This is a genomic window from Methylobacterium oryzihabitans, assembly GCF_004004555.2.
GTDB lineage: Bacteria > Pseudomonadota > Alphaproteobacteria > Rhizobiales > Beijerinckiaceae > Methylobacterium > Methylobacterium oryzihabitans.
Map to the genome: position 1 here is coordinate 82,441 of NZ_SACP01000002.1, position 21,318 is coordinate 103,758.

24 protein-coding genes are annotated in these 21,318 nt (G+C 73.4%); 15 read left to right on the top strand and 9 right to left on the bottom strand.

All coding sequences use genetic code 11. From position 1 onward, the window contains the following. The first annotated feature begins 4 nt into the window (after positions 1–4). From EOE48_RS02885 to EOE48_RS02910, 6 genes are all read left to right on the top strand, one after another. Positions 5–886, top strand: coding sequence for a DUF29 family protein (locus EOE48_RS02885; protein ID WP_127727277.1), 882 nt, complete (start codon positions 5–7; stop codon positions 884–886). Next, the gene (gene grxD, locus EOE48_RS02890) at positions 883–1,218 is read left to right on the top strand and encodes a Grx4 family monothiol glutaredoxin (protein WP_127727278.1); all 336 of its coding nucleotides are present in this window, start codon (positions 883–885) and stop codon (positions 1,216–1,218) included. Before EOE48_RS02885 ends, grxD begins: the two co-directional genes overlap by 4 nt. 127 nt (positions 1,219–1,345) lie before the next feature. Further along, positions 1,346–2,245 (top strand): NAD(P)/FAD-dependent oxidoreductase, encoded by a 900-nt coding sequence (locus EOE48_RS02895; protein ID WP_127727279.1) that lies wholly within the window; start codon positions 1,346–1,348, stop codon positions 2,243–2,245. A 141-nt stretch (positions 2,246–2,386) separates the two neighbouring features. Continuing rightward, a complete protein-coding gene (locus tag EOE48_RS02900; protein ID WP_246153922.1) occupies positions 2,387–2,542 on the top strand; it encodes a hypothetical protein in 156 nt (51 codons plus the stop codon). Between the two features lie 130 nt (positions 2,543–2,672). Continuing rightward, positions 2,673–3,551, top strand: coding sequence for an SMP-30/gluconolactonase/LRE family protein (locus EOE48_RS02905; protein WP_127727281.1), 879 nt, complete (start codon positions 2,673–2,675; stop codon positions 3,549–3,551). A gap of 283 nt (positions 3,552–3,834) precedes the next feature. Next, positions 3,835–4,023 (top strand): hypothetical protein, encoded by a 189-nt coding sequence (locus EOE48_RS02910; RefSeq protein WP_127727282.1) that lies wholly within the window; start codon positions 3,835–3,837, stop codon positions 4,021–4,023. 3 nt (positions 4,024–4,026) lie between these two features. Here EOE48_RS02910 and EOE48_RS02915 read toward each other — a convergent pair whose 3' ends face one another. Beyond that, entirely contained in the window at positions 4,027–4,857 is an 831-nt protein-coding gene (locus EOE48_RS02915; protein WP_127727283.1) for a hypothetical protein, read from the bottom strand. 78 nt (positions 4,858–4,935) lie between these two features. Continuing rightward, positions 4,936–6,993: a M3 family metallopeptidase gene (locus EOE48_RS02920; protein WP_127727284.1), complete on the bottom strand. Its 2,058-nt coding sequence runs from the start codon at positions 6,991–6,993 to the stop codon at positions 4,936–4,938. Between the two features lie 159 nt (positions 6,994–7,152). Here EOE48_RS02920 and EOE48_RS02925 point away from each other — a divergent pair, with 159 nt between their 5' ends. Then, entirely contained in the window at positions 7,153–7,941 is a 789-nt protein-coding gene (locus tag EOE48_RS02925) for an extensin-like domain-containing protein (protein WP_127727285.1), read from the top strand. 80 nt (positions 7,942–8,021) lie between these two features. Beyond that, complete coding sequence (locus tag EOE48_RS02930; protein WP_127727286.1) at positions 8,022–9,017, top strand: L,D-transpeptidase family protein; 996 nt, start codon at positions 8,022–8,024, stop codon at positions 9,015–9,017. A gap of 25 nt (positions 9,018–9,042) precedes the next feature. Here the strand turns inward: EOE48_RS02930 and EOE48_RS02935 are convergent, their stop codons facing one another. From EOE48_RS02935 to EOE48_RS02950, 4 genes are all read right to left on the bottom strand, one after another. Then, positions 9,043–9,933, bottom strand: coding sequence for a TauD/TfdA dioxygenase family protein (locus EOE48_RS02935; protein ID WP_127727287.1), 891 nt, complete (start codon positions 9,931–9,933; stop codon positions 9,043–9,045). 301 nt (positions 9,934–10,234) lie between these two features. Further along, positions 10,235–11,245, bottom strand: a complete 1,011-nt coding sequence (locus EOE48_RS02940) for an ABC transporter substrate-binding protein (protein ID WP_127727288.1) — start codon at positions 11,243–11,245, stop codon at positions 10,235–10,237. Between the two features lie 23 nt (positions 11,246–11,268). After that, positions 11,269–12,087, bottom strand: coding sequence for an ABC transporter ATP-binding protein (locus EOE48_RS02945; protein ID WP_127727289.1), 819 nt, complete (start codon positions 12,085–12,087; stop codon positions 11,269–11,271). After that, a complete protein-coding gene (locus tag EOE48_RS02950; RefSeq protein ID WP_127727290.1) occupies positions 12,084–12,938 on the bottom strand; it encodes an ABC transporter permease in 855 nt (284 codons plus the stop codon). Before EOE48_RS02950 ends, EOE48_RS02945 begins: the two co-directional genes overlap by 4 nt. Before the next feature lie 475 nt (positions 12,939–13,413). Here EOE48_RS02950 and rpiA point away from each other — a divergent pair, with 475 nt between their 5' ends. The 6 genes from rpiA to EOE48_RS02980 all read left to right on the top strand — a co-directional run bounded on the left by rpiA (position 13,414) and on the right by EOE48_RS02980 (position 18,195). Next, complete coding sequence (gene rpiA / locus EOE48_RS02955) at positions 13,414–14,112, top strand: ribose-5-phosphate isomerase RpiA (protein ID WP_127727291.1); 699 nt, start codon at positions 13,414–13,416, stop codon at positions 14,110–14,112. A 77-nt stretch (positions 14,113–14,189) separates the two neighbouring features. After that, complete coding sequence (locus EOE48_RS02960) at positions 14,190–14,744, top strand: DUF2059 domain-containing protein (RefSeq protein WP_127727292.1); 555 nt, start codon at positions 14,190–14,192, stop codon at positions 14,742–14,744. A 21-nt stretch (positions 14,745–14,765) separates the two neighbouring features. Beyond that, complete coding sequence (locus EOE48_RS02965; RefSeq protein WP_246153923.1) at positions 14,766–15,989, top strand: O-antigen ligase family protein; 1,224 nt, start codon at positions 14,766–14,768, stop codon at positions 15,987–15,989. Then, positions 15,986–17,377, top strand: coding sequence for a glutathione-disulfide reductase (gor, locus tag EOE48_RS02970; RefSeq protein ID WP_127727293.1), 1,392 nt, complete (start codon positions 15,986–15,988; stop codon positions 17,375–17,377). Before EOE48_RS02965 ends, gor begins: the two co-directional genes overlap by 4 nt. 308 nt (positions 17,378–17,685) lie before the next feature. Beyond that, the gene (locus tag EOE48_RS02975) at positions 17,686–17,913 is read left to right on the top strand and encodes a hypothetical protein (protein WP_127727294.1); all 228 of its coding nucleotides are present in this window, start codon (positions 17,686–17,688) and stop codon (positions 17,911–17,913) included. 6 nt (positions 17,914–17,919) lie between these two features. Beyond that, the gene (locus EOE48_RS02980) at positions 17,920–18,195 is read left to right on the top strand and encodes a hypothetical protein (RefSeq protein WP_127727295.1); all 276 of its coding nucleotides are present in this window, start codon (positions 17,920–17,922) and stop codon (positions 18,193–18,195) included. Positions 18,196–18,229: 34 nt separating this feature from the next. Here EOE48_RS02980 and EOE48_RS02985 read toward each other — a convergent pair whose 3' ends face one another. From EOE48_RS02985 to EOE48_RS02995, 3 genes are all read right to left on the bottom strand, one after another. After that, complete coding sequence (locus EOE48_RS02985) at positions 18,230–18,490, bottom strand: hypothetical protein (protein WP_127727296.1); 261 nt, start codon at positions 18,488–18,490, stop codon at positions 18,230–18,232. 86 nt (positions 18,491–18,576) lie between these two features. Then, entirely contained in the window at positions 18,577–19,170 is a 594-nt protein-coding gene (locus EOE48_RS02990) for a hypothetical protein (RefSeq protein ID WP_127727297.1), read from the bottom strand. Continuing rightward, positions 19,167–19,490: a hypothetical protein gene (locus EOE48_RS02995; protein ID WP_127727298.1), complete on the bottom strand. Its 324-nt coding sequence runs from the start codon at positions 19,488–19,490 to the stop codon at positions 19,167–19,169. The genes EOE48_RS02990 and EOE48_RS02995 overlap by 4 nt, the downstream gene beginning before the upstream one ends. Before the next feature lie 529 nt (positions 19,491–20,019). On the opposite strand from EOE48_RS02995, the gene EOE48_RS03000 reads away from it, so the two are divergent. Further along, positions 20,020–21,288 carry an efflux RND transporter periplasmic adaptor subunit gene (locus tag EOE48_RS03000; protein ID WP_127727299.1) on the top strand — a complete coding sequence of 423 codons (1,269 nt, stop codon included), beginning with the start codon at positions 20,020–20,022 and terminating at the stop codon, positions 21,286–21,288. Positions 21,289–21,318: the final 30 nt, after the last annotated feature.

Genomic DNA, 21,318 nt, shown 5'->3' on the forward strand with positions numbered 1-21,318 from the left:
CGTCATGGGCCGCCCTTCCCTGAACCGGGACCCGTCCGTCGATCCGGCATGCCCGCGGCCGGACCTCGTCGAGGCCGGGCGACGGCTGCTGGGCGCCCTTCTGGACGATGCCGCACTCTACCATCGCATCCGGAGCGAACTCGACGCGCCCGATTTCAGCGATCCGCTGGATCAGGCGGTGTTCGATGCGATCGGGACGCTGATCCGCCGCAACCAGACCGTCGACGGCACCACCGTCGCCGCCCATCTCAACGACATCCGCTACGACGCCGAGGGCGGCATCGGCGCGTATCTCGATGCCCTGCTGGCCTGCGCGGCCCCCGCCGACGAGGTGCCGCACCTCGCCCGCCAGCTCGCCGGCCGGAGCGCCGAGGCGGGGAACTCCCTTTATCACCGCGATGTCGTCGCCTGGTCGCACCGGCAGGCGCGGCGTCTCGGCGAACTGGCCGCACGCACCGACGACCTGTCGCGTGAGGTCGACTGGGACAATCTGATCGACGAGGTCCTGAGCGTGGGCCGCTCGCAGACGGCCGGCGTGGCCCGGAAGATCGAACTGGTCCTGGCCCACCTGCTCAAGATCCTGTCCGACCCGGACGCGCCGAGCCGCCGGCACTGGCGCCACGAGATCGACGTCTGGCGGCTGCGGATCGGAGCCGAGTTCACGCCGTCGATGCGTCGCCTCCTCGACCTCGACCACCTGTGGGGCCGGGCCATCGCGGAAGCGCGACGCGACCTCGATGAATACGGCGTCCGGCTGGTGCAGCCGCTGCCCGCCACCTGTCCGCTCGGCCTGGACGACCTTCTCGACGAGGCCGCCACGATGGATGCCTTGCTCTCCCGGATGGCCGTCGCCATCTCGGCATCACCGCGAAAGGACCCACCATGACCGACGTCAACACCCGCATCGAGAACGAGATCAAGTCCGACGACGTGGTCGTGTTCATGAAGGGCACGCCGCAATTCCCGATGTGCGGCTTCTCGGGGCAGGTCGCCCAGATCCTCAACTACCTCGGCGTGACGTTCAAGGGCGTGAACGTGCTCGAGGACATGGAGATCCGCGAGGGCATCAAGGCCTTCTCGCAGTGGCCGACCATCCCGCAGGTCTTCGTCAAGGGCGAGTTCATCGGCGGCTGCGACATCACCCGCGAGATGTTCCAGTCCGGCGAGCTGCAGCAGATGCTGACCGAGAAGGGCGTGCCGGTGAAGACCGCCGCCTGAACCGGACCGCCAGGACCGGCGAACGAGGGCGCGCGAGCGCCCTTTTTCGTTTCCGCTTCAACGTCATACGAAACCCGGGGCGGCCCGGTGCGTCTACCCGGGACACGGGACAGGACGCGGAGTCGCGATGCGGGACGTCATCATCGTCGGCGGCGGGCCGGCGGGGCTCAGCGCGGCCCTCATCCTCGGCCGCTGCCGGCGCCGGGTGCTGCTGGTCGATGCCGGCCATCCGCGCAACGCCGTGACCGGCCACATGAACGGCTTTCTCAGCCGCGACGGCTGCCCGCCCGGGACGCTGCGCGAGATCGCCGGCGGCGAGCTCGACCGCTACGAGACGGTGGAGCGCCGGGCCGGCGACGTCGCCGACGCCGCCCGGGTCGCGGACGGCTTCGAGGTCGTGCTCGCGGACGGCACCCGCGAGCGGACCCGCCGCCTGATCCTCGCCACCGGCCTGCGCACCGAATTGCCGCCGGTCGAGGGTTTCGCCGAGTTCTGGGGTCACGGCGTGCATCACTGCCCCTACTGCGACGGCTTCGAGAACCGCGACCGGCCGCTCGTGGTCTACGGCCGCGGCGGCTGCGGCAAGGGCCTCGCCCTCGAGATGACCGCCTGGAGCCGCGACCTCACGCTCTGCACCGACGGCCCGGCGGAGGCGCTGTCGGAGGACGACCGCGCCCGGCTCTCCCGCCAGGGCATCCGGATCGAGGAGCGCCCCGTCACCCGGGTCGAGGGCGAGGACGGCCGCCTGGAGCGGGTCCGGTTCGGCGACGGCGACGCCCTGGCCTGCGCCGCCGTGTTCTTCACGCCGGCCGAGTGCGTGCCCTCGCCCCTGGTGGCGCGGCTGGGCTGCGATCTGACCGAGAAGGGCACGGTGCCGACGAGCGACTACGAGAAGACCAACGTCCCGGGCCTGTTCGTCGCCGGCGACGCCTCGCGGCGGGTCCAGCTCGCCGTGGTGGCCGCCGCCGAGGGCGCGATGGCGGCGTTCGCGGTCAACACCGAACTCCTGCGCGAGGACACGGCCTGAGCCCTCGACCGACCGGCCTAGGGCCGCTGGCCGGGAGGTCAAGAATGTCGCAGCATGCAAAGCTTCGATATGGTTAAGCCATCGATTCGCACGGGGAACCCGATGAGAGCACTGGCGAAGGCTTGGCGTTTCGGAGCCTTCATGAACCGGACCGGAACCGTGCGGCGCAAGGCCCCGGTCGCCCTCCGCCTCCACGCCGCCCGGTCGGGCGACGAGGCGGCCGACACCGAGCACGGCGGCCTGACCGCCCGCGACCTGATCCGCATGGCCCAGGCGGCGCGCCTGCGCCGCGATTGACGGTTCGGATGGCGCGCCTGCGCCGCGATTGACCTGAAGCGGCGCGCCTGCGCCGCCGAACCGCCCGGAGCCGAACCCGACCGGACTCCGCACGTTGCTCCGAGGCCCCCCACGAGCCGGAGCCGCGGCGATGTCGCCCACGATCCACCCGGAGATACCCCGCGTCGCCGTCGCGTGCCGCTGCGCCCTCGGCGAGGAGCCGGTCTGGGACGCCCGCTCCGGCGGCCTGATCTGGGTCGACATCGAGGATCCGGCGGTCTGGCGCCACTGGCCCGACCGGGACGAGACGGTGCGCCTGCCCCTCGACGAGAAGCTCGGCTTCGCGCTGCCGACCCCGGATCCCGACGTGGTGGTGGCGGGCTTCCGGTCGGGCCTCGCCCGCCTGCATCTGACGACCGGCGAGCGCACCCCGATCCTGGCGCCCGAATCCGGCCGGCCCGGCAACCGGCTCAACAGCGGACAGGTCGGACCCGACGGCGCGGTCTATTTCGGCACCATGGACGACGCCGAGGCGGACCCGACCGGCACCTTCTACCGCTACGACGGGCGGAGCCTCGACGCATTCGGCGGCGCGAGCGCGGTGACGAACGGTCCGGTCGCCTCGGCGGACGGCCGCACGCTCTACACGATCGACACCGCCGCCGGGGTGATTCGGGCCTCGTCCCACGGCCCCGGCTCCCGCCCCGGAGAGCCACGCGAGATCATCCGGTTCGAGGACGGCTGGGGCAAGCCGGACGGCCTGACCGTCGATGCCGACGAGCATCTCTGGATCTGTCACTATGGCGGATCGCGCATCACGCGGTTTCGACCAGACGGAACCATCGAGCGAATCGTTCCGATTCCGACGTCCCTGGTCACCAAGTGCACCTTCGGCGGCCCCGATCTGACCACCCTCTACGTCACGACTTGCCTGCGCGGTCGCGATCCGACGATCGACCCTATGGCAGGGCATCTGTTCGTGCTCGAGACCGGATTTCGCGGCCTGCCGGTGCGCCTCTGCGAACTCTGACGGCACCGCTTAGACTTGCCGCCGCGTTCCGACGGAAAGCGCAACAGTGCATCGCAGCATGTTACCGATGTGCGATGCCGCACCGGGAAATTTCAGAGCCGGACTTAGGACTTCCGAAACCGCCGACGACGGTGGCGGCTCCGATCAGTAGTCTCGCGAGAACTTCGGTCTTGCGTGGAATCCGCAAATGCGGAACTGTTGGGGCAGACGCTCGTTGTCTCTGCGATCAGTAGCCGTCAGCGTATCCCCCCTACAACCGCGGGCAGTGCCCCGGGGAATGGTCATGTCCGATTTCGACGCCCGGAACCTCGACGACGTCGCCGCTCTCACGCGGCTCGCCGAGATTCTCCATCCGACGCCCGCTCTGCGCAGCCAGGCGAAGGCGCGGGGGCGTCGGCGGCTGCGCGCCGGCATCGCGAGCCTCGAACCGCGCCCGCCGGCGGCCAGCGAAGCCGCCCAGCCGGCCGCGTGATCCTCACCACGCCTGGGACGTGATCAGGCCCTTGCTGGTCACCACGACCCAGGTCCGGCCACGCCGCTCGATCGCCTCGACCCGCCCGGCTCCGGGCAGCGTGTCGCCGGGGCCGACCTCGACCAGCCGCCGGCTGCGGTTCTCGATCATCGCCACGCCGTCGTAGACGTCGCGCAGCACCCAGCCGTCGACGGTCGGCGGCTTGGCCTTGTCGGGCAGGCTGCCGGTCAGTGCCGGCTCGGCCGAGGCGACCTGCGCCGGCTTCGCGGCGGGCGCCTGCGCCACGGGCGCGGGAATCGCCGCGGCATGGGCGGCCGCGACCTTGCGGTCGATCCGCTCGCCGAGCGCCGTCAGGCGCGCCGCCTGCTCGCGGTCGAACTGCTCCAGCTTGTCGCCGAGACCGGCGAGCTTCGCCGCGGTCTCGCCCTCCTGGCGCTGCGCGCGCTCGCCGGCCTGCCCGATCCGGCCGCCGAGTTCGGTTCGGGCCCGGTCGGCCGCCTCGCGGCCCTGGGCGACCTGATCGCGCAGGAGCTTGAGGTCGGTGGCGAGCCCGGTCATGTCGGTCGCCGCGGTGTCGATGCGGGCGGCGAGCGCCTTCCACTCGGCCCGGGTGACCACCGGCCGCTCGCTGCGCTGGCCCTTGCCGAGGAGCGCCACCGCAGCGCCGCCGCCGACCGCCCCGAGGCAGAGCGCCCCGAGCAGGCCGGCGATCACCGGCGGCTTCAGCCGGAGCCGGAAGGCCGGGCGCCGCGGCGCCGCGGCGGTCTCGGCCTTCGCGGCGGCGGGGGCCTCCTCGACCTTGGCCGCCGGGGCCGCGTCCTTCTGGTCCTTCATGGCACTGGCTTCCTCGAACCACAGGAAGCTTTTGCTAACGATGTTTGTTTACCAAATCGTTAGCGGCCCTCCGGCTGCTCAGGCCGCGAGCCCGCGCTTGCGCAGCAGCGGGTCGATGCTCGGCAGCCGGCCGCGGAACGCCGTGTAGGCGCTGCGGGCGTCGCGCAGGTTGCCGGCGGCGTAGACGTGGTCGCGCAGGCGCGCGGCGGTCGCCGGATCGAAGATGTCGCCGGCCTCCCGGAACGCATCGAAGGCGTCGGCGTCCAGCACCTCCGACCAGAGATAGCTGTAATAGCCCGCCGCGTAGCCCTCGCCGGCGAAGATGTGGGCGAAGTGCGGCGTGCGGTGGCGCATGCCGATCTCGGCCGGCATGGCGATGCGCCGCAGGCTCTCGGCCTCGAAGGCGAGCACGTCGAGCCCGGCCTCGGCCTCGCCCGACAGGTGCAGGTCGAGGTCGACGATCGCCGAGGCGGTGTACTCGACGGTGGCGAAGCCCTGGTTGAAGGTGCGGGCGGCGAGCAGGCGCTGCAGCAGGTCGTCCGGCATCGGCGCGCCGGTGCGGTAGTGCTTCGCGTGCGCCCGCAGCACCTCGGGCTGCTCCAGCCAGTGCTCGTAGAGCTGCGAGGGCAGTTCCACGAAGTCGCCGGCCACCGCGGTGCCGGCGAGCAGCGGGTAGGTGACGTCGGACAGGAGCCCGTGCAGGGCGTGGCCGAACTCGTGGAACAGCGTGCGGGCGTCGTCGAACGACAGGAGCGCCGGCTCGCCGTCGCCGCCCTTGGCGAAGTTCATCACGTTGACGATGATCGGCGTCACCGGGCCGGCGAGCTTCTCCTGCGAGCGGAAGCCGCTCATCCAGGCGCCGGAGCGCTTGCTCGGCCGGGCGAAGTAGTCGCCGAGAAACAGGCCGATCTCGGTGCCGTCGCGGTCGCGCACGCTCCAGGCCCGCACCTCGGGGTGGTAGCGCGGGAACTCGCTCAGTTCCTCGAACTGGAGGCCGAACAGCCGGTGGGCGGTGTCGAAGCTCGCCGCGATCATGCCGTCGAGGGGCAGGTACGGCTTGATCTCGCCCTCGTCGAGGTCGTGCTCGGCCCGGCGCAGCTTCTCGGCGTAGTGGCGCCAGTCCCACGGCGCGAGGTCGAAATTGCCGCCCTCCTCGCCCACGATCGCCTGGAGCCGGTCGCGCTCCTGCGCCGCGCGCCGGCGCGCCGGCGCCCAGACGTCGCGCAACAGCCCCATCGCGGCGTCGGGCGAGCCCGCCATGGTGTCGGCGAGGCGGTACTCGGCGTAGCTCGAGAAGCCGAGGAGCCGCGAGCGCTCGGCCCGCAACTGCATCGTCTCGGCGATGATCGCGCGGTTGTCGGTCGGGCCGCCGGTCTCGCCGCGGCCGATCCACGCCTCGTAGGCCTTCTCGCGCAGGTCGCGGCGGGTCGAGAACACCAGGAAGGGGTCGATCAGCGAGCGCGACAGGGTGACGACGTGCTGGCCCTGGAGACCCCGCTCCTCCGCCGCCCGCGCCGCCGCGGCGCGCAGGAACGGCGGCAGCCCGGCGAGGTCGTCCTCGCCCTCGAGCACCAGGGTGAAGTTCGCCTCGTCGGCCAGGAGATGCTGGCTGAACTCGGTGCCGAGTTCGGCGAGCCGCCCGGCGATGGCGGCGAGGCGCTCCTTGGCCGCCGGGTCGAGGTCGGCGCCGGCCCGGCGGAAGATCGTGCGGTAGCGGTCGAGCACCCGCGCCTGCTCCTCGGACAGGCCGTCCTCCGGCACCGCCCGCACCCGCGCCCACAGGTCCGGGTTCAGGAACAGCGCACTGCGGTGGCGGGCGAGGCGAGGCGCGACGCTGCGCTCGACCTGCTGCAGGTCCGGATTGGTATGGCTGCCGGTGAGGTTGAAGAAGGTGCTGCTGACCCGCCGCAGGGCGGCACCGGAGCGTTCCAGCGCCTCGACCGTGTTGGCGAAGCTCGCCGGTTCCGGGTTGCCCGCGATGGCGGCGATCTCGGCGGCGTGGTCGTCGAGCGCGCGCTCGAAGGCAGGTTCGTAGTGGGCCGGCGCGATGCGCTCGAACGGCGGCAGGCCGTGGGGCGTGGTCCAGGCCGGCTCCGAGAACGGGTTGGGGGCGTGGTCCGGGGTGAGGCCGTTCATGCGGGGGATCCTGGCTGTCGAAGGCCGCGCGAGGCGGCCGGTCTGCCGCGACGATAGCCGGCGGGGTCGGCGGCGCAAGGCGGATCGCGGCCCGTGGAACAGCCACGCTTGCCCGTCCGTTGAGCCACGCAGCCGCCGCGTCGGCCGGGGGGAACGATCATGGGCCGGATCACGTCGCGCGTCGGGGCAGGACCGATCGTCGCCCTGGCGGTCCTCCTCGCCGCGCCAGCCCTGGCCCAGGCTCCGGCCGGCTCCCCTCCCCTGCCGCCGCCGCGGCCCGCGGACGTGCCGGCCGCCCCCGAGGCACCGACCCTGGCCGTTCCCGCCCCCGATCCGGCGCCGCTGCCGCCGGAGCGGCCCGCCGACCTGCCGGCGCCGCAGGCGATGCCGGCACCCGCCGAGATCGTGCCGGACGATGCCGGCTGCCTGCGGCGGCTGGAGAAGCTCGGCGCCAAGGCCCAGCCGCACCCGCCGCTGGCCTCCGGGCTGTGCGGCGCCGCCCGGCCCCTCACCCTCACCGAACTGCCCGACGGCCTCGGGCTGACGCCGGCCGCGACCCTCACCTGCACCGCCGCCGAGGCGCTGGCGCGCTGGAGCACCGAGGTGCGCGTCCTCGGCGAGCGCCACCTCGGGGCGGCCCCGAAGGCGATCCGGATCAGCACCTCCTACGAGTGCCGGGGCCAGAACCACGACCCCGACGCCAAGCTCAGCGAGCACGCCTTCGCCAACGGCGTCGACGTGATGGGGTTCGAGTTCTCCGGCCGCGCGCCCGTGACGGTCGGCGACACCCGCGAGGGCAGCCCCGAGGCGGTCTTCGCCGCCGCATTGCGGGCGCGGGCCTGCGGCTTCTTCCGCACCGTGCTCGGCCCCGGCTCGGACGCCGCCCACGGCAACCACCTTCACCTCGACGAGCGCGAGCGCCCGGCCGGCCACCGGCTCTGCCAGTAGGCCGCCGCCATCCGCGGCGGCCCGTGGAACGCAACGGCACCCTTCGCGCTTGTGCACGCGGACGAGCGCGGGAGGCGGACATGCGGCCGGGTCGGTGGAGTTGGGCCGCGGCGGTCACCGACAAGGCCGCCGGCGAGGGCAAGTCCGGCGAAGGCAAGTCCGGCGAAGGCAAGTCCGGCGAGAGCAAGTCCGGCCGGCCCGATCCGCTCACGCTCAAGGCCCAGGTGCTGCTCGACCGCGCCGGATTCTCGCCCGGCGCGATCGACGGGCGCCAGGGCGGCAACCTGCGCGGCGCGCTCGCCGGCTTCGCCGAGGCCAACGGGCTCAAGGGCGAGCGGCTCGACCGCGCCCTGTGGGACAAGCTCGCGGCGACCGGCACCGGCCCGGTGCTCGCCGACTACACGCTCACCGAGCAGGACGTCGCCGGGCCGTTCGCCGAGGTGCCGGCTGGCATGGAGGAGCAGGCCGACCTGAAGGCTTTGTCCTATGCCGACCCGGCCGAGATGCTGGCCGAGCGCTTCCACATGAGCCGCGCCCTGCTGGAGGCCCTCAACCCGGGCAAGCCGCTCGACAAGGCCGGCACGGTGATCACGGTCGCGGCGGTGCCGGCGATGGGGACCGGCCGGCCGAAGGCGAAGGACATGCCCGAGACGCCGAAGGTCGCCCGCATCACCGTCGACAAGTCGGCCGGGCAGGTCCGGGCCTACGGCGAGGACGGCGCCCTGCTGCGGCTCTACCCCGCCTCGGTCGGCAGCCGCGAGAAGCCGGCGCCGAGCGGCACGTTCAAGGTCCAGGCGGTCGCCTTCGACCCGGACTACACCTACAACCCGGACTACGCGTTCCAGGGCGTGAAGACCCGCAAGGCCTTCACGATCAAGCCCGGCCCCAACAACCCGGTCGGCGTGGTGTGGATCGACCTGTCGGCGGAATCCTACGGCATCCACGGCACGCCGGAGCCCGAACTGGTCGGCAAGGCCGAGTCGCATGGCTGCGTGCGCCTGACCAACTGGGACGCCCGCGACCTCGCGCTCCATGTGTCCAAGGGCGCGACGGTGGAGTTCACCGGCTCGGATTGAGTCGGGACCCACCGCCGGGCCGGCGTCAGCTCAGGGCGCTGCCCTCGATGGTGATGCGGTGCATCAGCCGGCGGTGGCCGTGATAGTCGTTGAGCGCGAGGTGCCAGGTGGCGCGGTTGTCCCAGAACGCGATCGAGCCCTCGCGCCACTGGAACCGGCACGAGAATTCCGGCTGGCGCGCGTGCTCGTACAGGAAGCCGAGCAGGGCGGCAGATTCCTTCTCGCTCCAGCCCTCGATGCCGAGGGTGAAGTTCGGGTTGACGTAGAGCGCCCGGCGCCCGGATTCCGGATGGGTGATGACGACCGGGTGGACCGCGTCCTGGGTCGCGAGCTCGGGGTTGAGGATCCGGCCCTCGAGGGCGCCCGACCGCACCGTGCGGCTCGTCTCGCCGAAGACGTGGCGGCTCGAATGCACCGCACGCAGCGGCTCCAGCACCGCCTTGAAGGCCGGCGAGAGAGCGTCGTAGGCGGCGACCATACTGGCGAACAGGGTGTCGCCGCCGACCGGCGGCACCTCGCGGGCGTAGAGCACCGAGCCCTTGGCGGGGATCCGGTCGTAGCTGTGGTCGGTGTGCCACTGGCTGCCGATCGCCGCCCGCTGATCGGCCTCCTTGCGCACCTCGGCGATCTGCGGGTGGCCGTCGACGGCGCGGAAGAAGCGGTTGACGTTGATCGGGCCGAACTGCTCGGCGAAGGCGACGTGCTGCTCGGGCGTCAGGTCCTGGTCGCGGAAGAACACGACCCCGCGGGTCGCCAGCGCCTCGGCGACGAGGTCGCGCGCGGCCGGGTCGAGGGGCCGCGACAGGTCGATCCCGTCGATCTCGGCGCCGACATGGGGGCTGACCGGGACGACCGTGGGGCCGGCGCCGAACGGCGCGGAGGCGCGGCGGGTCTCGGCATAGGCGAGGTGGGACATGGGCAGGGTCTCCGTGGAGGTTCGGACTTTAGGAAGCTGGCTTCGGGACTCAGAGCCTGCTTGAGTGGCCGTCTGTATTATTTACCGCGAGAAGCTCCTTTCCCGGACGACTGAAGCGATAGCGGAAGGAGATCCGGGATCCAGACGTCAGATGTGCCGCGAAGCGGCTCAGTACAGCAGCATCACCGCTATGTATGGACGCTTCGCGATTTGTTGTACTGGATCCCGGATCTCCTTCCACTGCGTTCCAGTCGTCCGGGAAAGGGGAGCTTGCTCTTTAGAACGAGCGTCAAACAGTCTCTCAGGCTTTGGCCGCGACGTCGAGGAAGAGACTCGGGTCGAAGTAGCTCTCGGCCCGCAGCGGGTTGGCGATGCCGCCGACCGCGACGTTGAAGTCGGTGACCCGGTTGAGGATGCCGGTCACGAAGCCGTCGCCGTAGCGCGCGGCCCAGTCGCGGGCGCCGTAGAGCGCGATGGCGTTCGCCTGCTCGACCATCTCGGCGGCGGTGAATTCGGGGTATTTCGTCCGCTGCAACGCCGCGACGGCGTCCTCGCGCCGGGTGACGAGCTCGTCGTTGGCGGTGAGCCAGGCGGCGGTGAAGCGGCGCAGGGCGTCCCTGCGCTCGGCGAAGACGGCGTTGCGCGCCGACCAGCCGTTGAGGACGCTGGCGTCGTCGTAGCGGCCCGAATCGGTGAGCAGCACCGCCCCCTTGGCCGACTTGCGGATCGACAGGTCGAGGGGGATCCAGGTCACCAGCGCCGGCACCGAGCCGGCGATGAAGCTCGCCACCGCGTTGTTCATCGGCTGGTGGACGAGGCGCAGGTCGGTCTCGGCGAGGCCGGCCTTCTGCAGCAGCCTGTACAGGAAGTAGTGGGCGGTGGTGCCGCGGGTGGTCGCCACCGCCTTGCCCTTCAGGTCGGCGACGCTCGCGATGCCGCTGCCGGCCTGGACCCAGAGCTGGGCCGAGGCCTTCTCGACCGCGTTGATGAGGAACGCCTTGCCCTGGCCGCGGGCCGGGAAGTTCGCGATCACCGCCCCCGTCGTCACGAGGTCGAGGCTGCCGCCGACCAGGGCCTGATAGGCCTCCAGCCCGCTGACGAACTGGATCGTCTCGACGTCGAGCCCCTCGCGGCCGAAGGCGCCGAGGCGCTCGGCGGTCCAGAGATGGGCGTCGGAGGCGAGGCCGCGCAGGTAGCCGATGCGCAGGGTCTCGCGGGCGGCGAGCGCCGGGCGGGGCAGCGCCGAGGCGGCGAGGCCCGCGGCGGCAAGGCCCGCGGCGGTATGGCCGAGGAGGGAGCGGCGGGAGATCATGGGGAGTCTTCCGGGAGGGAGGGTCAGGCGGCGGGGCGCCGGTCGAGGGCGGTCTGGCGCCGGTACTCGTCCATGACGAGTGCGGTGATCTCGCCCTTGAGCCGGGCGAGGTCGGGGGAGGCGAGCAGGGCGTGGTCGCGCGCGCGCCCGAACGGCACCTCCATCACCGCCCGGATCCGGCCCGGGCGGGCCGAGAGCACGACGACGCGGGCGGCGAGGTAGAGCGCCTCCTCGACCGAGTGGGTGATGAGCAGGCCGGCGGTGCCCTCCTGGCGCAGCACGCCGAGGAGGAGGTCGTGCATCGCGAGCCGCGTCTGGCTGTCGAGGGCGCCGAACGGCTCGTCCATCAGCAGGGTGCCGGGCCGCACCACGTAGGCGCGGGCGAGCGCCACCCGCTGCTTCATGCCGCCCGACAGGGTCTTGGGGAGCGCGTGGCGGAACTCGGCCAGCCCCATGCGGTCGAGGTAGTGGGCGACCCGGGCCTCGCGCTCGCGCGCCTCGGCCCGGTTGGCCGACAGCGTCAGCCCGAAACCGATGTTCTGCTCGACGGTGAGCCAGGGGAACACCGCGTAGTCCTGGAAGATCACGCCGCGGTCGGCGCCCGGACCGGCGACCGGGACGCCGCCGGCCGTGACCGTGCCGGAGGACGGCGCCAGCAGGCCGGCGGCGAGCTTCAGCAGCGTCGACTTCCCGCAGCCCGACGGCCCGACGACGGCGACGAACTCGCCGGGCGCGACCGTGAGGCTCACTTCCGACAGGGCCGGCACCGGCCCGCGCGAGGTGTCGTAGGCGACGCTGACGCGGGAGAAGGACAGGCCGCCCCGGGCCGGCACGGCGGTCATGCCGGCCTCCGGTCCTGCCAGGACAGCAGGCGGGCATTGAGGCGGCGCAGGCCGGCATCCATCGCGAGGGCGGCGGCGCCGATACCGATGATGCCGAGATAGATCACCGGCAGGTCGAAGAACGCCGCGGCGACCTGGATCGTGGCGCCGAGCCCGACCTGGGCCGCGACCAGCTCGGCCGCGACCAGCGTCGCCCAGGTGGTGCCGAGGGCGACCCGGATGCCGGTGAGGATGTGCGGCAGCGCCTGCGGCAGCACGATCCGGCGGAACACCTCGGCGCGGGTGGCGCCGAGCGTCCGGGCGGCGTTCTCGTAGAGCGGCGGGATCTGCGCCACGCCCTCGCTGACCACGATGACGGCGGCGAAGAACGCCGCGAAGGTCAGCACGATCACCTTGGCGGATTCGCCGATGCCGAAATAGACGATCACCAGCGGGATCAGGGCGATCGGCGGCAGGGCGCGGAAGAAGCCGAGCAGCGGCCCGGCGACGCGGCGCACGCCCCGGCTGCGGCCGAGCAGGATGCCGGCCGGGACCGCCAGCGCCACGCCGAGGACGAGGCCGGCGAGCACCCGGCCGGTCGAGGCCGCCACCGCCGCGGGCAGGCGCCCGTCGCCGAGCTGCTGCAGAGCCTGCGCCAGCACCGCCGAGGGCGCCGGCAGCAGCACCGGGTCGAACAGGCCGGAGCCCGCCGCCGCGGCCCACAGGCCGACGATCGCGGCCCAGGGCAGCAGGACGAGTCCCGCGCGCCCGGCGAAGGATGCGAGGACGGGGCCCACCGCCCCGAGACCCGTGCCGGCCGCAGCCCCGGGATGGCCTGCCGCGTCGGCCGGACGGCCGGCGAGCGTCGTCATGTCGAACCTCATGGCCTTGGAGCAAGAGACTGCGCGCGTCCCAGCCGAGGACGAGCCGGACGAACACCGTCGCCCCACCCCGTCATCGCGCCGAATCCCGCGCAACCAAAGCGATGGACATCAGTATGAATACGCGACGTCCCGCACCGTCTTCGTCTATATATTCGGGATATGCACATGGTCTGTTGAAAGCAATGCCATGTCAACGCGAAACAATATCCAATTCGACGAGGAGACGGGGAAGATCGTTCTTCAGATCGGCCGATCGGGAGGAACCGGGGCTGGACGTTGCGGCAGAGGGGGCGGAGGGCGGGCGCAATGGCACGCCGACACGGCTTCCGTGCCGCGCCGCCCGCATGGTAGGGGCGTTGCGCAAGACGCCGGGCGCCGCAGGGCACCGGCGCGCCCGTCGGGACCCCTCTTCCATGCCGGCCGATTCCGCTTCCTCCATCCCGCATCCTCCCGGAGACGTCGCATGAGCGCCGACCCGAAGCGCCAGGCGGCCGCCCGCGCGGTCGCGCTGGTACAGGACGGGATGCGGCTCGGGCTCGGCACCGGCTCGACGGCGGCGCATTTCGTCGACCTGCTCGGCGAGCGCGTGCGGGCCGGCCTGTCGGTCGTCGGCGTGCCGACCTCGGAGGCGACCCGCGCCGCGGCCGAGGCCGCCGGCATCCCGCTCACCACCCTCGAGGAGACCCCGGAGCTCGACCTCACGGTCGACGGCGCCGACGAGATCGACGGGCGGTTGCGGCTCATCAAGGGCGGCGGCGGCGCGCTGCTGCGGGAGAAGATCGTCGCGGCGGCGAGCGCCCGCATGGTGGTGATCGCCGACGCCGGCAAGCGGGTCGAGACCCTCGGCCGGTTCCCGCTGCCGGTCGAGGTGGTGCCGTTCGGCCTCGGCGCGACCCGCCGGGCGGTGGCGGACGCCGTGACGGCGGCCGGCTGCGCCGGCGAGCTGACCCTGCGGACCCGGCCCGACGGCGCGCCCTTCGTCACCGACGGCGGCCACCTCATCCTCGACGCCCATCTCGGCCGCATTCCCGATCCCGAGCGCCTCGCGGCCGGCCTCGCGGCGGTGCCGGGCGTGGTCGAGCACGGCCTGTTCCTCAGCCTCGCCACCGGGGCCGTAGTCGCCGGCGGCGACGGCCTCGTCCTCCTCGGGGCGCTCGCCTGAGCGCGACCACCCCTCCTTCCTGTCATCCCGATCCCGGCGGCGGGCCCTGCCCCGCGCCCCTCTCCGGAGCCCGTCCCATGGTCCCGCCGTTCCCGCGCCGCCCCCTCGTCCTGGCCGGCCTCCTCGCCGCGCTCCTCGCCGCGCCGGCCGTGGCCCAGCAGCGCCCCGTCGCTCCGGCGCCGGCGCCGGCGCCGGCTCCCGCCGCCAAGGAGATCAGCCCGACCCATCTCACCCTCGCCCGCGAGGTGATGATGGCCTCGGGCATCGCCCGGTCGTTCGACTCGATCATCCCGGCCTTCGGCGAGCAGATCCGTCAGGCCGCCGTCACCCGCCCGGAACTGGCCAAGGACCTCAACGACGTCATCGAGAAGCTCCAGCCCGAGATGGAGCTGCAGAAGCAGCGGATGATCGACACCGCCTCGCGCATCTACGCCACCCGGCTGACCGAGGCGGAACTGCGCGACATCGCGACCTTCTTCCGCTCGCCCTCGGGCAAGCGCTACGTCGAGAGCCAGCCGCAGGTGCTCGACGAGATGGTGCAGGCGATGCAGACCTGGACCCAGGAAGTCTCGGAATACACCATGGTCCGGGTGCGCGCCGAGATGGGCAAGCGCGGCCACAACCTGCAATAGCCGGGGCGCGCGGTGCGGAGGGTGGATCCGGGTCCGGCCCGGCCGGCGGGTCCGCTGCGCGCCGTCGCGGTCGGGCTGGTCGCGGCGCTGCCGGCGATCATGGCGGCGGCGAACCGGTCGAGTCCGCTCGTCATCGGGCTGGCCGGGCTGCTGTTCCTCGCCGCCGAGTGGCGCGAGGGCGGGGCCGGCGCCCTGCGGCGCACGTTCGCGCCCCTCGCCGGCCCGCTCGGCCTCGCCGCCCTCGCCTTCCTGGCGTGGTGCGGCCTGAGCTGCGCCTGGACCGCGCTGCCCGGCCTGTCCTGGCGCACCGCCACGGAATTCCTGCCGGCGCTCGCCGGGGCGTTCCTCGTCGCCCGGCTGGCGCCGCCCTGGCTCGCCGCCGCGGCGGGACCGGCGGGCTGGATCCTGGCGGCGTCCTGCGCCGTCGTGGTGGCCGACCTCGCCGCCGACCTCGCGATGCGGCGGGCGCTCGGCCTGCGGGTCGCGGCCTTCGCCTACAACCGGCCGCTGCTCACCGCGATGCTGGTGGTGTTTCCCCTCGCGGCCCTGCTCCTGCGGCGGGGCCGGCGCGGGCTCGCGGCGCTGATCGTGCTCGCCTGCCTCGTCGCCGCGTGGCGCTCAGTCAGCGGCGCCGCCGTGCTCGGCCTCGCCACCGGCCTGATCGTCTACGCGGCGGCGCGCCGGATGCCGGGGCGCCCGGCCGTGGCCCTCGCCGGCGCGGCGCTGCTCGCCGCCCTCGCGGTGGCGCCGGTCGAGGGCGAGATCCTGACGAGGCTCATGCCCGAGGCGGCGCACGAGCGCCTCGCGGCGAGCAGCACCCGGGCGCGGGTGATGATCGCCCGCAGCTTCGGCGCCGCGGTGGCGGCCGATCCCTGGCGCGGGGCCGGACTCGGCACCAGCGGGCGCTTCCACGAGACGCCGGTCGCCGCCGGCCTGCCGGCCGAGATGCGCGAGATGCTCGCGGTCGGCCATCCGCACAACAGCTTCCTGCAGGTCTGGGTCGAACTCGGCCTGCCCGGCGCGGTGCTGGCCGGCATCGCCCTGATGCTGCTTCTGCGCGCCCTCGCGGCCTGGGGGCGGCCGGAGCGGGCGGCGGCGCTGGCGCTGCTCGCCGCCGCCGCGATCGTCGCCTTCGTCGAGCACGGCGCCTGGGCGGCGTGGTGGACCGCGAGCCTCGGCGCCGCCATCGCCTGGGCCCGCGCGTTGCGCCACCATGACGACGCCCGAGAAGGAGAACCGCGATGAGCGAGTCCGACCATTTCGACTGCGACCTGTTCGTGATCGGCGGCGGGTCCGGCGGCGTGCGGGCGGCCCGCATCGCCGCCGGCTACGGCGCCCGGGTCCGGCTGGCCGAGGAGTACCGGGTCGGCGGCACCTGCGTGATCCGCGGCTGCGTGCCCAAGAAGCTGATGGTCTATGCCGGCCGCTTCGCCGACGAGTTCGAGGACGCCGCCGGCTTCGGCTGGGAGGTCGGGACGACGCGCTTCGACTGGGCGGCGCTGAAGCGCCGGCGCGACGCCGAGGTGACGCGGCTGGAAGGCATCTACGCCACCAACCTGATGCGCGCCGGCGTCGACGTGGTCGCCGACCGGGCGGTGATCGAGGACCCGCATACCGTGCGCCTCGTCGCCTCCGGCGAGCGGGTGCGGGCCAGGCACATCCTGATCGCGGTCGGGGCCCGCCCGGTGAAGGAGCCGGCGATCCCCGGCGCCGAGCTCGCCATCACCTCGAACGAGGTGTTCGAGCTGGAGACGCAGCCCGCGCGCATCCTCGTCGTCGGCGGCGGCTACATCGCGGTCGAGTTCGCCGGGGTGTTCGCGGCGCTCGGCAGCCGCACCACCCTGCTCCACCGCGGCGACCGGCTGCTGCGCGGCTTCGACCCCGAGATCCGCGACGCGCTGGGCGAGGCCTACGCCAAGCGGATGGACCTGCGGCTGGGCGCCACCGTGCACCGCCTCGACCGCCAGGACGGCGCGATCCGCGCCACGCTGCACGACGGCAGCACCCTCGTCGTGGATCAGGTGCTGGTGGCGACCGGACGGCGCCCCAACGTCGCCGGGCTCGGGCTGGAGCGCGTCGGCCTCGACCTCGACGCCGCCGGGGCGATCCCGGTCGACCGCTTCTCGCAGACCGCCGTGCCGTCGATCCACGCCGTCGGCGACGTCACCAACCGCGCCGCCCTGACCCCGATCGCGATCCGCGAGGGCCACGCCTTCGCCGACACGGTGTTCGGCGGCAAACCGTGGGCGGTGGATCACGAACTGATCCCGACCGCGGTGTTCTCGACGCCGGAGATCGGCGTCGTCGGCCACAACGAGGACGTGGCGCGCGCGCTCCACGGCGAGATCGACGTCTACGAGGCGCGGTTCCGCCCGATGAAGGCGACCCTGTCGGGCCGCGACGAGCGCATCCTGATGAAGGTCGTGGTCGCCCGCGCCAGCGACCGGGTCGTCGGCGTCCACGTCATGGGCCACGATGCCGGCGAGATCATCCAGGCGGTCGGCATCGCCGTGACGATGGGCGCCACCAAGGCGGATTTCGACCGCACCATCGCGGTCCACCCGACCGCCGGCGAGGAGCTGGTCACGATGCGCACGCCCTCGGCGATCAAGCGCCCGGTCGGCGTGGGCTAGGCGGGGCGCGAACCCTCCCCCGCGGAGGGGGAGAGGGCTCGCGTCGGGCCCCGTCGTGAACAGCCGCAGGTCCCCGCCGCGGCAAGTCGTGGCCGGCCCCGATTAACCGGACCGAAAGATCTCGCCACCGCCTCGACCGTGGCCGCACCCGGCCGGAACTGGCACGTCGGCGGGGCGGCCCGGAAGTGTTGCTGCACCACAACAAGGGAAGTCGAACTGCAAGCTCGACCACAGAGCGGGGATTGTGATCCGCGCCGGGACTGGCAGGGTGAGCCGGGAGGGAAGACGCCGATCGACCCGAGGTTACGATGACGTCACAGATCCACAGCGACGAGACCGGGTTCGCCGGACCGGACCCCGTCCCCGGCGAGGGAGACCGCTACGTGGCGGCCCTGTCGACCGGGCTGCGGGCGGCCTACGGCGGCTGCCTCTCCGAGGCACTGCCGGCGGATCTGGCGGGATGTCTCGCCGACCTCGTCGCGCGGCTCGACCAGACCGCCTCCGCCCCGTCCTGCGATTCCTCCCTGCGTGCGTAGAGTGCCATGACCGAATCCGCGACCGACCAAGACCGCGTGCTCGCCTTTCCCCGGGCCGTTCCCGTCACCCCGGCGGACGAGAACACCGCCTCGATGATCGACGTGCTGCAGGAGCAGCTCCGCCTCGCCCGCGAGGGCAAGCTGCGCTCGGTGGCGGTCGTCTCGGTGTCGTCCGACGGCGCCGCGATCGGGACGCAGTGGTCGTGCACCCACGGCGACATTTCGAGCCTGATCGGCAAGCTCACGGTGCTCACCCACGACATGATGGCGGCCCGCAAGTAACGCCGCGGGCCCGCGCCCTGCGGGCGTCCCGGCCTCAGCCGCGCCGGAGCCGGCGGGCATTGGCGCGCACGTGGCGCCGGTAGTCCTTCACCACCGTGGAGGCCGAACCGCCGGTGGCGAGCGTCGCGGCGGCCTCCATCGCAGCCATCACCTTCTCCGACACCATCCGCTGCGCCTCGACCCCGGCGGCCGGCCCGCCGAGCGACAGCTTCGCCAACCGCATCGCGATGACGGTCTGCGCCTCGAAGGCGAGCTGCGTCGTGGCGAGGCCGAGTTGCATCCAGGGTCCGAACATGACGTCTCCGCACCGGGCATGAGGCAGAACGCCGCCCCGCGGCGCTCCTCTCATGAACGCGCCGGACGCGCGACGGCTCCCCTGCGTCAGGGGCGCGGGCCGGGCGCCAGCGCGCCCTCCGGCAGGGCGCCCTGCGGCAGGGCGCGGCCGGACGGCGTGCGGGTGGCCTCGGCGGGAGCGCCCTCCTTCGGCTTCGGCGCCGGCTTGCGGGGCGGCGCCGGCTTGCGCGGCTCGGCGACCTTCGGGGCGTCGCCGCACGCCTCGAACCGGAGCTGCGCCAGCACCGCGGCGCCGTCGTCGGCGAGGATCCGCAGCGACGCCGGCAGGCCCTCAAGCTCGCCGGACCACTTCACCGGGGCGCCGTACTGCGCCTCCAGGGCGGCGGGCGACGCGCCGCGCCGCAGGCTGTCGAGGTCCGGGCCGTAGGCGGTCGCGGGCTTGTTGCGGATGGTCACCTGCAGCACCTGCAGCACCTCGGGCGAGAGCGGCCGCAGGGGATTCTCGAAGGTCATCGTGCCCCGGCGGGCAACCCACAGCGACAGGCCCTTCGCCGCGGCGTAGCGCGCCGCCCGGGCGCCGCAGGCGACCGGCGCGGCCGACGGGTCCGGCGCCGGCTGCGCCCGGACCGCCGCCGGCAGCAGGGCGAGGAGCGGCAGCAGGGCGAGGCGGAGACCCCTCATCGGTCGTCGGTCCGGCCGGGACGCCCGCCCAGGCCCGGCTCGGCCGGGTCGTGGTCGATCGTGTCGGGGCCGCGGCGCGCGGGCGTCCGGGGATCGGGCAGCAGAGTCTCGGGCAGCAGGTCGTCGAACATCTCGGGCAGGCGGTGCAGGGCGGGCTCCTCGGGCTGGTCGTCCCTGTACAGCCCGTCGCCGCGATCCTCCAGGGTGTCCTCGTGCGGCAGGCGCAAGGGGGGACGGCGCCCGCGCATGAACGCGAACCCGGCCGCGAGGCAGGAGAACAGCACGGCTGCCGCAGCAGCCAGGATCACGACGGGCTCCATCCGGCCTCCACGGCTGGGGTGTCGGATCGCCGGGGGAGACCCCGCATCTCCGGCAATCCCGGGCGACCGTGACAGCGACGCCGGCACGGCCGGCGCGGCCACCCGAATCCTGTCGATGTCGGAACGTGATGGCACGAAACCGGGATCCCGGTCGATGGCGGATGTCGAACCACGGTCCCGCCGCGTCCGGGCGCGCGCCGCGCCGCTCCGGCAGGAGACTTGCACCGGTTCCGTCGGGATCGCCCGGGTGATCAGGCCCCGGCTAGTCACCGGACCGTCATGCGGTGCGATCAAACGAGACCCTGACACAGAGGAACGACCGGGTGTCGACCGATCTTCATCGTGATCGCGACCGGCCTGTCGTGCGGCTGATCCCGCGGCGCCCCGACGACGACCCATGGCCATCCGGCCTAACCCACCGTCGCCCAGACACCGCCGCAATCCGGGACAACAGCACGGCGCGACCATGAGCGGGAAACCCGGGCGACGCGCCCCCGTGACCGCAGGCGGAGCCGGGGAACGCGGAGCGATGGACGACACCAATCCCCGGCCGGGGCGCCGCCCGGTCCGGCGGGCCGTTCCGGCGCTGCTCGTTCTGGTCCTGGCCGCCGCGGGCGTGCTGCTGTGGCGCGCCGGCGCCCTCGACGCCCTGGGCGGGCCCGGCGAGGCCGGCACGCGGGCGGACGCCCCCGCCGGCGCCGCGCCGCGCGAGGGCGTGTTTCGCCCGACGAAGCAGCAGCGCGCCGGCTTCACGATCGAGCCGGTCGCGACCCGGGCGTTCCAGCCGGAGGATTCCGCCGACGGACGGATCGGCGTCAACGAGGACGACAACGTCCCGGTCTACGCGCCCTATGCCGGCCGGGTGCTGCGGGTGACCGCCCGCGCCGGCGACCGGGTCGCGGCCGGGCAGGTCCTGCTGACGCTCGAGGCCGCCGACATGGTCCAGGCCCTCAACGACTATCAGGCGGCGGCCAACGCGCTCGCCAAGAACGCCGCCCTGCTCAAGCTCAACCAGACCGTCGCGGCGCGGCTTCAGGAGCTCTATCAGGCCCGGGCGGTGGCGCTGAAGGACTGGCAGCAGGCGCAGAACGACGTCATCGCGGCCCAGAGCGACCAGCGCGCCGCCGAGGCGAGCCTCCAGGCGGTGAAGAACCGCCTGCGCCTGCTCGGCAAGTCGGAGGCCGAGATCGAGGCCTTCGCCCGCAGCGGCGCGATGAGCCCCGAGACCGAGATCCGCGCGCCGATCGCCGGCACCATCGTCCAGCGCAAGGTCGGCACCGGCCAGTACCTGTCCGCGGGCAGCGACCCGGTCTTCGTCATCGGCGACCTCTCGACCGTCTGGCTCATCGCCCAGGTGCGCGACAGCGAGGCGGCGCAGGTCCGCAAGGGCCAGGAGCTCGAGGCCCGGGTCGTCGGGCTGCCGGGCCGGACCTTCCGGGCGACCATCTCCTACGTCGCCGCCGCCCTGGACCCGGCGACCCGGCGGCTCCCGGTCCGGGCCGAGATCGACAACGCCGAGGGGCTGCTGCGGCCCGAGATGTTCGCCACCTTCGCGATCCTGACCGGGCGCGCGGTCTCGGCCCCGGCGGTGCCGGCCGGCGCCGTCGTGTACGAGGGCGGGCGCGCCCATGTCTGGGTCGAGCGCCCGGACGGCGCCATCGAGGCGCGGGGCGTCGCCCTCGGCCTCGCCGCCGACGGGCTGGTCGAGGTCGTGCAGGGCCTGAGCCCCGGCGAGCGGGTGGTCACCCGCGGCAGCCTGTTCATCGACCGCGCCGCCAGCGGCGACAGGGCGTCCTGAATCTTCCGCCCAACCGGCCCCAACCCTAGC